Source organism: Mucilaginibacter koreensis (assembly GCF_054783355.1).
In genome coordinates, this window is sequence record NZ_BAAGQS010000001.1 from 856,980 (window position 1) to 872,048 (window position 15,069).

The 15,069-nt window shown below is 43.7% G+C and carries 14 protein-coding genes; 3 read left to right on the forward strand and 11 right to left on the reverse strand.

The genetic code is table 11. From position 1 onward, the window contains the following. Positions 1-67: 67 nt before the first annotated feature. The 8 genes from ACYVNW_RS03755 to trpS form a co-directional block, all read right to left on the reverse strand. Positions 68-1,471, reverse strand: a complete 1,404-nt coding sequence (locus ACYVNW_RS03755; protein WP_460678505.1) for an exonuclease domain-containing protein — start codon at positions 1,469-1,471, stop codon at positions 68-70. Between the two features lie 783 nt (positions 1,472-2,254). Next, positions 2,255-4,072 carry a membrane protein insertase YidC gene (yidC, locus tag ACYVNW_RS03760; RefSeq protein WP_460678506.1) on the reverse strand — a complete coding sequence of 606 codons (1,818 nt, stop codon included), beginning with the start codon at positions 4,070-4,072 and terminating at the stop codon, positions 2,255-2,257. A 20-nt stretch (positions 4,073-4,092) separates the two neighbouring features. Continuing rightward, positions 4,093-5,703 (reverse strand): CTP synthase, encoded by a 1,611-nt coding sequence (locus ACYVNW_RS03765; protein WP_460678507.1) that lies wholly within the window; start codon positions 5,701-5,703, stop codon positions 4,093-4,095. A gap of 140 nt (positions 5,704-5,843) precedes the next feature. Next, positions 5,844-7,169, reverse strand: a complete 1,326-nt coding sequence (locus tag ACYVNW_RS03770; RefSeq protein ID WP_460678508.1) for a peptidoglycan DD-metalloendopeptidase family protein — start codon at positions 7,167-7,169, stop codon at positions 5,844-5,846. A gap of 51 nt (positions 7,170-7,220) precedes the next feature. Beyond that, entirely contained in the window at positions 7,221-7,847 is a 627-nt protein-coding gene (locus ACYVNW_RS03775) for a hypothetical protein (RefSeq protein ID WP_460678509.1), read from the reverse strand. A 16-nt stretch (positions 7,848-7,863) separates the two neighbouring features. Then, complete coding sequence (gene kdsB, locus ACYVNW_RS03780; protein ID WP_460678510.1) at positions 7,864-8,589, reverse strand: 3-deoxy-manno-octulosonate cytidylyltransferase; 726 nt, start codon at positions 8,587-8,589, stop codon at positions 7,864-7,866. A gap of 113 nt (positions 8,590-8,702) precedes the next feature. Then, entirely contained in the window at positions 8,703-9,317 is a 615-nt protein-coding gene (locus tag ACYVNW_RS03785) for a deoxynucleoside kinase (protein ID WP_460678511.1), read from the reverse strand. 179 nt (positions 9,318-9,496) lie between these two features. Then, positions 9,497-10,492, reverse strand: a complete 996-nt coding sequence (trpS, locus tag ACYVNW_RS03790) for a tryptophan--tRNA ligase (RefSeq protein ID WP_460680995.1) — start codon at positions 10,490-10,492, stop codon at positions 9,497-9,499. A 41-nt stretch (positions 10,493-10,533) separates the two neighbouring features. Here trpS and ACYVNW_RS03795 point away from each other — a divergent pair, with 41 nt between their 5' ends. Then, positions 10,534-11,271 carry a lysophospholipid acyltransferase family protein gene (locus ACYVNW_RS03795; RefSeq protein ID WP_460678512.1) on the forward strand — a complete coding sequence of 246 codons (738 nt, stop codon included), beginning with the start codon at positions 10,534-10,536 and terminating at the stop codon, positions 11,269-11,271. Beyond that, positions 11,261-11,551, forward strand: coding sequence for an Asp-tRNA(Asn)/Glu-tRNA(Gln) amidotransferase subunit GatC (gatC, locus tag ACYVNW_RS03800; RefSeq protein ID WP_460678513.1), 291 nt, complete (start codon positions 11,261-11,263; stop codon positions 11,549-11,551). Before ACYVNW_RS03795 ends, gatC begins: the two co-directional genes overlap by 11 nt. Positions 11,552-11,610: 59 nt before the next feature. Here the strand turns inward: gatC and ACYVNW_RS03805 are convergent, their stop codons facing one another. After that, positions 11,611-12,477, reverse strand: coding sequence for a hypothetical protein (locus ACYVNW_RS03805; protein ID WP_460678514.1), 867 nt, complete (start codon positions 12,475-12,477; stop codon positions 11,611-11,613). A gap of 224 nt (positions 12,478-12,701) precedes the next feature. On the opposite strand from ACYVNW_RS03805, the gene ACYVNW_RS03810 reads away from it, so the two are divergent. Continuing rightward, positions 12,702-13,256 carry an arylesterase gene (locus ACYVNW_RS03810; RefSeq protein WP_460678515.1) on the forward strand — a complete coding sequence of 185 codons (555 nt, stop codon included), beginning with the start codon at positions 12,702-12,704 and terminating at the stop codon, positions 13,254-13,256. A 1-nt stretch (position 13,257) separates the two neighbouring features. On the opposite strand, the gene ACYVNW_RS03815 is transcribed toward ACYVNW_RS03810, so the two are convergent. Together ACYVNW_RS03815 and ACYVNW_RS03820 are read right to left on the reverse strand one after the other, a co-directional pair. Next, complete coding sequence (locus tag ACYVNW_RS03815) at positions 13,258-13,980, reverse strand: DUF92 domain-containing protein (RefSeq protein ID WP_460678516.1); 723 nt, start codon at positions 13,978-13,980, stop codon at positions 13,258-13,260. A 355-nt stretch (positions 13,981-14,335) separates the two neighbouring features. Further along, positions 14,336-15,058, reverse strand: coding sequence for a DUF72 domain-containing protein (locus tag ACYVNW_RS03820; protein ID WP_460678517.1), 723 nt, complete (start codon positions 15,056-15,058; stop codon positions 14,336-14,338). Between the last annotated feature and the right edge of the window lie 11 nt (positions 15,059-15,069).

Below are 15,069 nucleotides of genomic sequence, written 5' to 3' on the forward strand. Positions count from 1 at the left end.
CGGCGATTAATGATAAAAACGGCTTTTAAATAAAAAATTAATACTTTATCGTCAGGCTTTTCAGTCCTTATGCTACTCTGGTCATTTCATTCAATTTTGCGGCATCGCTACCAAACTTCATAACTTTCCAAGGGTTGTCTTCTGCGTGGCTCAGTATCATATTGCGTATATAGTCGTTACTGCTGTAGTGGGTTAAATACGTTTTAATTTGCTCCAGGTTATCAGCCTGGAAGTATTGGGAAATATAACCCATGCCGTAAAACTGGCCGTTTTCAATCAGCATACAACTGTGCTCATCGGCCGTACGGCCTTCATCGCGCAGCGCAAAGGTGGGTAGCGTTTCTTTTAACGAATTTAGAGCTGCATGTAATCGTTCATTATAAGCTTCTGTATTTTCGTGCCCACCGCATGCGCATGCCGTTGGGCGACTGCCAGTGCAGGTATCGTTATTTTTCTGAATGAAACATAGCTTAGGGCATAGCTCAAATTCATCAATTAATTTTAATACCATATTGCGCCCTTCTAACAGTGTGCTGCAGGTATGGATGGGAGATGAATACTTCCGCCGGCGGTCAACCACCAGGCGAGTATAGCCGCTCTGGTCTTCATAAGTGTAAAGCCCAAACGGAAACTCCAGTTTTTTTTGCGAGCGATTGAATTGTGGCCACAGGCGTTTGATCTCAACGGCTTCAAGTACCAGCGCCATTAGTTCTGTACCGCATTCCTGAAAACTAATTTGGTGAATATGGCGCATAAAATCTTGCCGCTGCGCACCCGAGTTATTGCCACTGAAATGACTGCTTACCCGTTTTTTAATATTAACTGCTTTGCCCACATACACCACCTTACCATGCTGGTTGTGAAAATAATATACGCCTGGTGTAGAGGGTAACTGATCCATGAAATTGCGGTGCAGGTTAGGGGGGAGTACCTGTTCCTTTGACCGTGTTTTTAATGCTGCGGAGATATGATTATCCTTGTCATTTTCCAACAACATGGTAAACAATTCTGCCGTGGCATCTGCATCACCACCAGCCCGGTGACGGCCACTGTTGCTGATGCCTAACTGATGGCATAGTTTCCCTAAACTATAAGAAGGCATACCCGGCAATATTTTTCGCCCCAAGCGAACTGTACATAGCTTGTTACAGTTTAAATCGTAACCGGCGGCTGCCAGATGATAACGCACAAAAGAGTAATCGAAATTTACGTTGTGCGCTACAAAAATCTGGTTGTGCAACAGGTGGTATACATCGGCCGCAATATCTTTAAAGCTGGGTGCCGAAGCTACCATGTCCTCATTTATGCCTGTTAAGGCCTGTATATAAACTGGTATTTCGCGCCCCGGGTTTACCAATGACTGGTACCGGTTCACTACTTTTTTCCCATCATGAATACAAATGGCTATTTCCGTAATACCGTTGGCACTGGCATGGCCCCCGGTGGTTTCAATATCTACTATGGCGTACATCCATCTCAAAGCTACTAAAAAACTTAATGCTAAAATGGTTAGCGATAAATTTTTACTTTAAAATAAATATTGGTTTTAGGTTTCAGTGTTTCATTAGGTTGGGTTGCCAGTTATGAAGTGTTAGTGGATGTTCTTTTTCTTTTTCCGCTAAAGAAAAAGAACCAAAAAGAAAACTCGTGGCTGCGACTTTTTCTTTGAGGGGTGCAGTGGATAGGTGGCCTGTAGTGGCGACCGAAAAAGCCAAGGCCACAGGTGGAAGGCTATGGGTGTGCTGTGAAGGGAGCTGACTTAATCAGAATTTATAAGTTTAAGAATGAACAAAATGCTTGACACCACCGCGTCATTGCGAGGAACGAAGAAATCTTTCACCACCTGACTAAGACAGGATGCATAGAGATTGCTTCCTTCCTCGCAATGACGTGGTGGTAGTATGTTTGGTACCAGTTGTTTCTTGATTCTTGGCTCTTTGCTCTTAATTCTCTTCCTCCTCCCATCAGCCCCTCAGCTTTGGGCGAAAGGCGGGCAGCACGGGGTGGCCCTGAGCGCAAGGTAAAGGCCTTTTAGTGTTTGCACTGGCAACGGGCAAAGCATAGCCTGTTCATACGCAAACACTAAAATGCCTGTGGTGCTGACCGCCTTTGCAGGGCAGGCTTCGTGCGGCAAAAAAGCCTTACGGGGCTGTACTTGATTTTTTGTTACTTTTCGATCAAGCAAAGCGGATAGCATTAACAAAAAAGGGATATCAAATCAATGATACCCCTTTTAATTTCAATGTAAACTCTGTTATTTTTTCTTTGCCTGCTGTATTTGTTGCTGGCGCATCATTTCTTCTAAACGGGCTTGAAAACCGCCTTTTTTCTTTTTTTCTTCAGGTTTCTTTTTGTTTTCCTGAATTTGGGCATGTATCTTTTTATCGTCTACCAATTGCTTAATTAAAAACTGCTGAGCAAAGGTGAGCATGTTAGCCAAAAAGTAATAGTAGTTCAAACCGGCCGGGTAGCTGTTCAGGTAACTCAGGAACATGAATGGCGTGATATAACCGATATATTTCATCTGCCCGGTAGCGCCCGAAATTTGGTTGTTGAAGTAAGTGTAGATGATCGTAGAAGCGGTCATCAACAAACACATCAGACTCAAGTGATCGCCAATCAGAGGTACATGAAAGCCAAAGTTAATGACGTTGTCATAGGTGGATAAATCTTTCATCCACAAAAAGCTTTCGCCGCGAAGCTCAAACAAGCTGGGGAAGAAGCGGAGGAAGGCAATTACGATAGGCATTTGTAACAACAGTGGTATACAACCGCCTAAGGGGTTTACACCTGCCGTACGGTACAGCTTCATGTATTCCTGTTGCAACAGGGTAGGGTTGTCTTCACCAACTTTAGCTTTAATCTCATCCATCTCCGGCTTCAGCACACGCATTTTTGCCATTGATAAGTAAGACTTATAAGTAAGTGGTGATAATACCAGTTTTAACAAAATGGTTAACACCAAAATGATTAAGCCCATATTCCAGCCAAAGTGCTGCAAGAAATTAAACACCGGTAATACCGCAAAACGGTTGATCAGTTTTAACGGGCCCCAACCCAGGTTGATTTGTTTTTCCAGATCGTAACCTTGTGCTTGCAGGGTTTTAAAACGGTTAGGTCCGAAATAAAACTCCATCGGGTAAGTGCCGCTATTGTTGGCAATCAATGACAGGCTGGCGCTCATATCCTTTACGTCTTTAGAATCGACGTTGGTAGTGGTAGCCACATTTACCTTATCAAAACCTTTAGGGGCAATCAATACGTTGGAGAAGAAATGCTGTTTGAAAGACACCCACTGTATCTTTTGATCAGCAACCTGCTTTTTATCGTCTTTGGTTTCAGCCAGATAATCTACATCGTTGTTCATGTTTTTGAAGTAAACGGTAGAGAACTGGCGTTCCTGGGTGATGTCTTTCTCCTGTTTATGCAGGCTGGTAGCCCAATTGATATTGAGCGCTCCGTTACCCACCACGCTTTCCAAACCAGTGAGTTGAACGGTAAAACCTAATTTATAACCGGTTTTGTTCAGTTTATAAATATAATCTACATACTGGGTAGGGCTATAGCTTAAACGCATGGTTACCGAAGTAGCAGTATCTGCGGCAGTATTGGCTACAGTTACATTCTGGAAGTACAACTGATCGGTATTGATTTGCTTGCCACCAGCTGTAAAATGTAAACCAAACTGATTATTGTCGCCGCTGAAGAGCACCAGCGGTTTCTTGTCATAAGTTTTAAAGTTTTTGAGTTCAACCGAATATACACGGCCACCTTTATTGCTTAAAACAATATGTACATCTTTATTGTCAAGTGTAGTGTATTGGGCAGACCCGTAAGTAGCAGCGCCGAATGGTGCTTTCAATACAGCAGAATCTACCACGGTGCTTTTGGCAACGGTGTCTGTTTTTTTAACGGCAGCAGCAGGTTTTAACAGGCCGGCTTTTTTTAATGAATCGAGGTGCTCTTGCTGTTGTTTTTTCTTTAGCTCTGCTTCCGAAGGTTTCATCAGGTAAAATGAACCTGCCAGGATCAGCAAAATCAGGAAGAGTCCCGTGAATGAATTTTTGTCCATCTAATTAAGTATCAAATCTCTTATTGCTTACGGGCATAGGCCAACGAAGCGGCGACAAAGTTAACAAAAAGTGGGTGAGGTTTTGCTACTGTTGATTTTAATTCGGGGTGGAACTGTGCACCTACAAAAAACGGGTGATTTTTCAGCTCAACAATCTCAACCAAACGGGTTTGCGGGTTAATACCCGAAGGAATCATACCAGCCTGTTCATATTGATGTAAGTATTCGTTATTGAATTCGTAGCGGTGGCGGTGGCGCTCAGAGATGTGCGGACTGCCATAAATGGCGGCGGCCTTGCTGTTGCGCTTTAAATCGCAGGCGTAAGCGCCCAGGCGCATGGTGCCTCCTTTAGCGGTGATATTTTTCTGGTCTTCCATCATTCCGATAACCGGATGCGGAGTTTCCTGATCCATTTCTGTACTGCTGGCGCCTTCCAAACCCAATACGTGGCGGCCAAACTCAATTACCGCACACTGCATGCCCAGGCAGATACCAAAAAATGGAATATTGTTTTCGCGTACATAGCGGATAGCCTCAATTTTACCCTCAAAACCCCGTTGGCCGAAACCCGGAGCCACAAGTACACCATGTAAGCCTTTTAACCGCTCTACGGCATTCCCGGGAGTTAACTGCTCCGAATGGATATATTCTACCCGCACTTTACACTCGTTTTTAGCGCCGGCGTGAATGAAAGCCTCGGTGATGGATTTATACGCATCAGGCAATTCTACATACTTACCCACCAAGCCAATGCGAACTTCGGCAGTTGGGTTTTTTAATCGGCCTAAAAAGTCTTTCCAGCTTTCCAATTCAGGCTCTTGCTTGGTAGAAAGTTTAAGTTTAGCCAGTACGGTTTTGTCCAATTGTTCCTTCAACATCAGCAGCGGCACATCGTAAATAGTAGATGCATCAATTGATTCGATAACTGCATTTACATTTACGTTACAGAATTGAGCTACTTTTTTACGGATATCCTGGTTTAAGTGGTGCTCGGTGCGGCATACCAGTATGTCCGGTTGGATGCCATACTCCAACAGCATCTTTACTGAGTGTTGGGTAGGTTTGGTTTTTAACTCACCTGCTGCAGCCAAAAATGGTACTAAGGTTAGGTGAATTACTAATGAATTATTTGAACCGGCTTCCCACCTGAATTGGCGAACTGCCTCAATAAAAGGTAAAGATTCAATATCACCAACAGTGCCACCAATTTCTGTAATTACGATATCAAACTGACCGTTTTCACCCAATATTTTAAAATTACGTTTTATTTCATCGGTAATGTGAGGTACCACCTGTACAGTTTTGCCTAAAAATGCACCTTCGCGTTCGCGGTTAATCACATTTTGGTAGATACGGCCGGTGGTAATGTTGTTAGCCTGCGAGGTGGGGGTATTTAGGAAACGCTCATAGTGGCCAAGGTCCAAATCTGTTTCGGCACCATCTTCAGTTACATAACATTCGCCATGCTCGTATGGGTTAAGCGTTCCGGGATCGATATTGATATAAGGGTCGAACTTTTGGATGGTAACGCGGTAACCTCGCGCCTGGAGCAGTTTGGCTAATGAAGCGGAAATAATACCCTTCCCTAACGACGAGGAAACGCCGCCCGTAACAAAAATATATTTAGTCATGTGATTTTTTCACCCTCGGGGCAGCGGTTTTATACCGGTGCTGATGGTGTGTGTACGGGATACAAAAATAGGAAAATTTCGGCTTGCACTTTCATAAATTTAGAAAATGACAAAAATGAATGCATCTGTCTGCGCCAAAATCATTTTACCTCTATCCAGCCGGTGTTATCTTTCGCATCACTCACTAAATAAAAACTATTAAACCCTGCCAGAACACTTACTTGACTACCAGACGATAAAATTAGCTTACGGGCAGCGGTAGTGGCTGGCGCATCATACAATGGCGCATCAGACTTCAACGCTTGCTTGCGTAACGGGTAAGCAGCCGCAATAGTTTTGCTTCGTAAGTAACCCCATTTGCCGTCGGGCAATGTCACCTTGTACCAGTTCTGCGTAGCCGATTCTACCTGTAACGCCGTATACTGTGGCAGCGTGGCTACAGTGCTGGCGTTATCCGCCGGGGTATTAAGCAGGCGGGTGCTTTTGTCGGTTGTTCGTGCGGTTGAATTTAACAGTTTCTCCGGAGCAGTAACCGGTGCCGGTGCTTTGATTTCGCGGTTCACAAATGGCAGCGGGTCTACGGCGCCATCTGAAGTATATATACCAAAATGCAAGTGGGAAGGCGTAGTATGTGCATTACCGGTATTTCCTACCAAGCCTAGCGTATCACCTGCCCGAACGGTTTGCCCGTCTCGCACCAGCTGGCTGTCCAGGTGAGCGTAGTAAGTATTGTAATCCCGACCATCAGGGCGCATAAATACTACCTTGCCGCCAAGTGTGTTGGTGGTTACCCGGGTAACTATACCATCGGCAGCTGCAACGGCAGGTGTATGTTTAGTGGCAAAAATATCTATGCCCTCATGCCGCCGGCCGCCTTCATCGCGGTTATCGCCCCAAAAGCTACCAATATGCGGTCGGCCTGATGCCGCTACCGGAAAGCTGAGTGATGGCCCTGCGGTAATGGTAAGCGTATATTCGCCGCCACGCAGTAATTCGGGTTGCAGGCGCAGCAGGTAGCTGCCGGTTTTTGACACCTCATAATCCAAACGTAAACCGGCGGTATCGGCCGAGGTAGCCAGCTTTAGTGTACCGCCTGCCTGCTCATGAAATAGATCAATGTAAATATTGAAGTTAAACTCTGGCCGCTTACTAAGCGTAATATGCAGTTTCTGGCCACGCTTAGCATCAAAACGTAGTACAGAGGTTTGTATTTTATCAGCAGCGAAGTAGCCGGTTTCTTTATAAGGGACGGTAATGCTTAAAGCTTTTGTAGGCGCTTGGTTAGCTGTTTGCAGCCAGGCACCACCCATGGCGGTGTGGTCGAGCCCGGCATCTTTCAGGCGTTGCCCGTAAGCATCATGCGGTGATAGCTTTTTGAAAATGGCTAAGGGTGCAGTGCGACTGCAGGATAGGCAGCAGACAGCTACCATAAGTGATAATATATATGCTGAGTACTTAATGGTCATTTTAGGTGCAATGTTTGGTATGAAACTATTGCACCTAAAAAAGGTTTTTTACTAATAAGCGTCGTCTTTTTTCAACGGATCTTCTTTTTTCTCCGGCTCGTTGGACAAGGGCTTACCTGTATTGTACAGATGTACCAAACCGGCTAATTGCTTAAAGTTAAATTTGTCATCAGCCAGATATTTGTCAAGCACTTCTTTGTTGTCAGCAATCATATCCTTGAAATTGTCCATCCTTTGCTGTTTCGACTTGCTGAGAAAAAACAAACCGGAGGTTTTAAGAGCAGTTACAGTATCGGAGTTTTTACTCATATACCACTCGGTTGTAGTACTTGATATACCATTAGCCCCGTAATTGCGATAAATAACTTCATACAATGATATTTTGCCACGCTCAACAACCGACATAAACATAGGTTCGCTTTTGCCGTTTTTAAATACTGCCCGTTCATGCACGTTTTTGCGCGCTACAAAATATTCTTTGACCGATTCTGGTGTTATCTTTACTTTTTCGCCTGATGGATTAATTTTATAATTTTTACTACCCATAAATGGTGTGTTTATTTCACAATGCAGGGTATCGGTTCCTGTAAGTATTACAAAATCCTTTTGTTGCGCCTGGAGTTGGCTTGCTGTGCCTATCAAGGCACCAGCGAGGAGTAATTGTTTAAAAAGGTTCATGAAATTTGTTAGGTTGTTATTGTATTTTATGTAAGTCTTCGGGCGTATCAATAGCAATCGTTTCCAGCTCGGTTTCAGCCACCTTAATGCGGTAGCCATTTTCAATCCAGCGCAGCTGTTCCAGGCTTTCGGCTTTTTCAAGGCCTGATACAGGCAAACGGGTAATTTGCTGCAAAATATCGGCCCGGTAACCGTAGATGCCGATGTGTTTGAAATAGGTGAAGTGCTCCAGCCAATTTTTCTGCTCTGCGCCGCGAACATGCGGCAAGGGAGAGCGCGAAAAGTAAATGGCTTCTTGCTGTTTATTGATAAGTACTTTGGGCGAATTGGCATTTAACAGCTCCTCTGCCGATGTTATCTTCTTAATCAGTGTAACCAACTGCACCTCGCCGGTAGTAAAGCAGGCCGCAACTTTGGTAATTTGCTCCGGGTCGATGTAAGGCTCATCGCCCTGAATATTGATGATCACATCATACTCCGGGTGGGCAGCGGCAATTTCGGCGCAACGGTCGCTGCCGCTTTGGTGGCTGCTGTCGGTCATTACGGCTTTGCCGTCAAATTGAGTTACATGATTGAATATGCGGTAGTCATCTGTGGCTACAATTACTTCGCTCAAGCTATGGCACTTTTTAGCCTGCTCGTATACCCGCTGTATCATGCTTTTACCGGCAATATCTACCAATGGCTTGCCGGGAAAACGGGTAGAGGCATAGCGGGCAGGGATGATACCAAGGATTTTCATGGGTGTTGTTTGTAGCCAGTTATTGGTGCGAGTGGCCAAGATTGAATTAGATGATGATTTAGATTTAAAAAATATAATTTCCGGCAACAGGTATCAGCTACCGGCCACTGTTATTAAAACAAACCGTGCAACTCTCGTTCTATCAGCTGCACAATGGTAGCCAAGTCTTCAGTGTTACCGGTGAAATCAAGTTTATCTTTATCTAAAATCAGCAGTTTGCCTAAATTATAACCCTCAATCCACTTGTTATATTTATCATTTAGCTTGGATAAATAATCCAGCCGGATGCCGATCTCGTATTCGCGGCCACGTTTGTGAATATTGTTGACCAGTGTTGGAATAGAAGCTTTCAGGTAAACCAGTAAATCGGGTGGCTTAATAAAGGAGGTGATGTTGTCGAAAATATTTCGGTAGTTTTCAAAATCGCGGTCCTCCATCAGCTCCATATCATACAGGTTTTCGGCAAATATGTAAGCATCCTCATAAATGGTGCGGTCCTGAATCACATTGCGGCTGCTTTTTTGGATTTCCGATATCTGACGGAAGCGGCTATTGAGGAAATAAATTTGCAGGTTGAAGCTCCAGCGCTTCATATCTTTATAAAAGTCGTCGAGGTAGGGATTGTTATCTACCGCCTCATACATCGGCTCCCAGCCGTAATTTTTGGCCAGCAGCTCGGTTAAGGTGGTTTTACCGGCTCCTATATTTCCTACAATAGCAATATGCATGTGATAAAGTTAAAAGTCAAAATTAAAAAGTCAAAAAAGAAAAGCAGCTCAGTGAATACTACGTGCTCCTTATCGCGTCATTACGAAGAACGAAGCAATCTCTATACTTGCGTTGAGACATAGTGCAGAGAGATTGCTTCGTTCCTCGCAATAACGCGTATTGATGCAAGGGCGGAGTATTAAAACTTCCTAAACCCAATTAGCTCCCGTATTTCGCGTATGGTGCGTGAGGCGCTTTCACGGGCTTTAGCGGCACCATGCTTGGCTACCTGGCGCAGGTAAGATGCATCGCCGGCGATATCATTGATCCGGTCCCGAATGGGGGCGGTAGCAATAATCATATCTTCGGCCAGTTGCTTCTTCATATCGCCATAGCGTATCTGGCATTTGTTGTATAGTTCATCGAAATGTGCATAAGTATCGGCTGATGATACCACATTCATCAAATCAAACAAGTTTTGTATTTCTTGTGGTTTGGTTTGATTTTCTGCAGTCGGGCCGCTGTCGGTTACTGCGCGCATCACCTTTTTGCGTATAACTTCAGGGGTGTCTGATAAAAATACGGCGTTGCCTTCACCTTCTGATTTTCCCATTTTACCCTTACCATCCAAACCCGGAATTTTCACCAGGTTATTGCTATAATTAAAAGCATAAGGTTCAGGAAAATACTCATTATTGTACAAGCGGTTAAAACGGTTACCAAAGGTGCGCGCCATTTCCAGGTGTTGTTCCTGGTCTTTACCTACGGGTACTTTGGTGGCTTTATGTATCAGAATGTCAGCCGCCATCAATACCGGATAAGTAAGCAGTCCGGCATTCACATTGTCAGGCTGTGAGCGTACTTTATCTTTGAATGAGGTGCTGCGCTCCAGTTCTCCCAGGTAGGCATTCATGTTGAGGTACAAGTACAGTTCGGCTACTTCGGGCACGTCTGATTGTATATATATGGTAGCTTTCTCCGGGTCGATGCCCGCCGCCAGATATTCAATCAGCACTTGCTTTACAGCGCCGTGCAGGTTGGCAGGGGTGGGGTGGGTAGTCAGCGAATGCAAATCGGCAATAAAAAAGTAGCAGTTATATTCCTGCTGCATTTTTATAAAATTTTGAATCGCACCGTAATAGTTACCCAAATGCAGATTTCCGGTTGACCGGATGCCGCTAACAACAGTTTCCATCATGCCAGCGAAAGTAAGTATTTTTTATATTTTTGGTGCCGATGAAGTTGATATTGAAAAAAGCCCACAGCCATTTCTACCGCTACAGCGTAGGCTTTTTCTTTTACCTTTTCTGGCCTTTTCTGTATTACTTCTCGCGCAAGCCCGAGCGCTATCCGGCTATGAATGTTTTTCGCAAAATCTGCGCGTTTTGCAGTTCTACCATTTCGGGTATCATTTACAAAGTGAAGTACGAAGAACCTATCGACTGGAGCCGTACTTATATTATTTGTCCCAATCATACTTCCAATGTAGATATATCGGCTATGAGCCTGATTGTGAAAAATAACTTTTGCTTTATTGGCAAAGAAGAACTAATGCACAAACCGGTTACCGGCTTGTTTTTTAAAACAATTGATATCCCGGTAAACCGAGAAAGTAAAATGTCTTCTTTTCGCGCCTTCAAAAAGGCAGGAGAGCGGCTGCAAAGCGGTATGACCATGATTATCTTTCCAGAGGGGATGATACCGGATGATTACCCACCGCAGTTGCACCAGTTTAAGAACGGGCCTTTCCGGCTGGCTATTGAACTAAAGATACCTATTATCCCCATAAGCTCCTTAGATACCTGGAAGGTACTATGGGACACCGGCCTGGAGCGGGGCAGCAGGCCCGGTTTTTGCCACATTTATGTGCATAAACCAATAGAAACTGCCCATTTAACCTTGGATGATGCCGACCAGCTGCGCGATGACGTGTTCAGCCTCATTCAGCATAAAATTGAAAGCCATGAAAATTGATAAAGATACCGTTGATAAGATAGCTCACCTAGCGCGGCTCGAAGTAACCGAGCACGAGCGCGAAGAACTGATTGCTGACATGAACGAAATCCTAAGTTTTATGGATAAGCTGAACGAAGTGGATACCACCGGCGTTGAACCCCTGGTTTACATGACCGACGAAGTAAATGTATTGCGTGAAGATGTGGTGAAGCACCCAATCACACATGAGGAAGCTTTGAATAACGCACCCAAGCAGGACGGCGATTTCTTTTTAGTGCCCAAAGTGATTAAGAAATAGAATAGAGACTTATACTAAAAGCTTTCCTAAGCTTATTATTGGCCTTTAATAAAATAAATTTATTGTTCACCCTTGCGTATAAAGCCATGATTTGCTACCTGCTCACCTTCGGCCGGTATTTTCTGATAAGCCCTGTAAAACATATACTTGTTGCCTAATTTTAAACCACTGAATACTTTACCAATTTGTTGGTTTACGGCATCGCACTCTTTTGACAGTGCCAGGCTATCTTTTAGATTTACACCAGATTTATATAACACCATTGGAAAGTAACCCTCATTCATGCCTTGAGGAAAGATGCGAAATATTTGAGGGTGTGATGCTAAACCATTAAGCGTAAGCGGAAAGGTATAATTGTGATTTAAAGCCGCCGAGAGTTGCTTGTCGAAAGCTTTATACTTTTCTTCTTCGCTATAGCGCCAAAAGCTGTTGGCTGGCTGGCTTACCAGGTTGCAAATCACCATATCATTTGCCGCAGTAGCCAGGTAGCCCTTTGCAAAATCATGCTGTGCCTGTTCAAACCAATCATCAGCATCTTTATTGTTGATGCGCATCAAGCCCACTTGTAAGGCATTTAATTTCCAGTGATTTCCGTATTTGCCGTAAATGCAGGTTAAAGCTAAATCTTGCACTTTATTGTCAAAATACCCTACAGCTACAAATTGGGTTTCGTTAGCAGCCGGAAAGCTAAAAGTATATTGGCGCTTGCCTTGGCTAGTCTTTAATACTGTACTCGCGCCGGGTTTAGCATGCTGAATATAAAACTGGTTTTTAAGCTGAAACTTCGCAGCATCAAAATTTTTACCGACTTGCTGCATGATCGCTAAAAAAGAATTAGCCCCCTTTTTTGCCAGTTCTTCACTGCATAGGGGTAACACCTGTTCGGGTTGCTGAGAGGAGAAAGCGTTGATTACCTGTAAATTCATTGCTTTTAACTCATTCTGCAATGCAATATCAATCTGCCGATCTTGTTGAACAATAAGTGGTTTTTGATTGCATGCTGTAATGGTTAAAAATACAATTGCGAAGCAGAATAAGTAGTTGCGCATGAACAGTATTATGTTTAAGCAAAAGTACATCTTATTTAAGTAATGCGAATATGTGTTTGTATTCATTAAAACACGAGCTTGTTAATAACGGTTTACTTACCATGAAATCTGTTTTATTTTTCGGGGATAGCCTGACTGCCGGTTATGGGTTGCGTAACGTGGCAGAAGAATCATTTCCGGCCCTCATACAGCAGAAGATAAATGCCGCACAATTTAATTATAAAGTGATTAATGCCGGCGTAAGCGGCGATACCACTGCGGGCGGCTTAAACAGAATTGATTACTGGCTGGCTCAACCTGTGGATGTGTTTATTTTGGAATTAGGGGCTAATGATATTTTGCGGGGCATACCGCCGCAAACAACGGCAAAGAACCTGCAGGCCATTGTTGATAAGGTAAAAGCTAAATATCCACAGGTAAAAATGGCGCTAATGGGGATGGAACTGCCATCAATTATCCCCGTGCAGTTAGTGCGTGATTTTAGTTCGATATTTAAAACTGTAGCAGAAGCCAATCACATGGCTTTCGTGCCTTTCTTTTTAAAAGGCGTAGCCGGCCAATTTCACCTTAACCTGCCCGACCGCATACATCCCACTGCCGAAGGTTACAAAATTATAGCTTATGCCGTGTGGCCGGTAATTGAAGCTTTGCTTTAAATTAAAACCTCAACAGCAACATCAGCCATACACTTGCTGCAGCAATAACGGTACTTAAAAAATTAACCCAGTTATTGCTTAAAATGCTTTTGCGTTCGAGGGTCGCACCTAATACGGAGTCGGCATAATTACCAATGATACCGGATATTGTAATGATCAGTGTATTGGTCAAAAATACAGCGGGGGTGGAGCAAGTGGCAATTAAAGCAATTATTAAAGCGCCAGCCGCTCCGAAAAGCAAGCCTTCGGTACTGATTACTCCATCCAGCCCCTTAATGTCTGTTTTAAAAGTAAGGCAATTATAAAAACGTTTACTATATGCAGCGCCTAATTCAGATGCTAATGTATCAGCAGTTGCAGAAGCCAAACTGCCGGCCAGCATCAGGTTGAAAAGGGATTTATATTCTGGAATCAAGATAGCCAGCAGGCCCGTTATGGCTGCGGTGCCGGCATTGGCCAGTACCTGGCCTGATGTTCGGGCCTCGGCATTATCCTGAGTTGTTCCGGCAAATTTGGTGTCTCGCTTGTAACGGCTAGCCAACACACTTAGGCCGAAAAAAGCGCCCAGCATGAATACACCGCTCAGGCCAGCTGCTGCATAAATTGTGGCAGCTACTAAAAAGCCGGTTATACCGCCCCCGGTGGTTAGCTTATGGGCTTTTACACTTATCAGCGCCAGTAAGAAAAGGCCTGATGCTACAATTGCAGAAGTTATGCTAATCAAAATGCTTCAAATATAATCCAACACCTTTATTTATACTAATGCATAGATGAAGTAGTGTTGAGCTCAATCCATTTGATGGTACTGCTTCAAGGTGTAATCGCTGATATAAATGATTTTATAATTAGCAGTTACGAAATGAAAGTTGGAGTGAGTAATGGTTTAATTCATCTCAATTTTCAGGAAAGATGGTAGACGTTTCACCGTCTGTTTGAGACGGCACATTTCGTTTCATCAACAACGAAAGGTTGTCGTTCAGTAATTCAGTGCTGTTTTAAACTCATAAAATAAGTAAGATGGTGTAAACGGATGCTGCCGTTCTTTGAGTGATATTTATTCATTTGCAGTCTAATTGCAATTAGTAACCGGCAACTATTTTCATTAACTCTTTTGCATTCTCAACCGCTGCGCCGCCAATATCATTGTTAAAATAAACGAATACTTGTTTTGCTCCGGTTTGTATCACACAATCAACAAAACGTTTCAATTCATCCAATGTGTATTTAGATGTGTAAAGCTGCATATTACCATGAAAACGGTAATATAGCATGCCTGTGTTTTGTACCACAGTATCTGGCAGTGTAGGATGACTCAAGCCACAAAACGTAATGTTTTGCTCGGCCAAACGCTGGTAAACAGGGTATTGCCACCAGCTCTCGTGCCGCAGTTCCAATACATTTATATAATTGTGCTCTAAATTTTGCAGAATGCGGTTGAGCCGTTCTTCAGAATAACTAAAGCTGGGTGGTAGCTGAAACAGTACAGCGCCCAATTTTTCTTCTAATCCGCTATGTACCGCATCATAAAAATTACGAATGAGTTCGTGGCTGTTGTTGAACTGGCGGTAATGGGTAATGAGTCGTGGCGCTTTTACGGCGAATGTGAATTCCGGTGGGCTATCCTGATACCATTTACGAAGGCTTTCAGCTGTAGGGGCTTTATAAAAAGTACCGTTAATCTCAACAGTGCTAAAATGCTGCTGATAATAGTTGAACCACAATCGCTGCGGTAGCTTATGCGGATAGAAGATTTCTTTCCAATGCCGGTAGTAAAAGCCGGAACAACCAATGTGCCATTGCATACCTTCAAGTG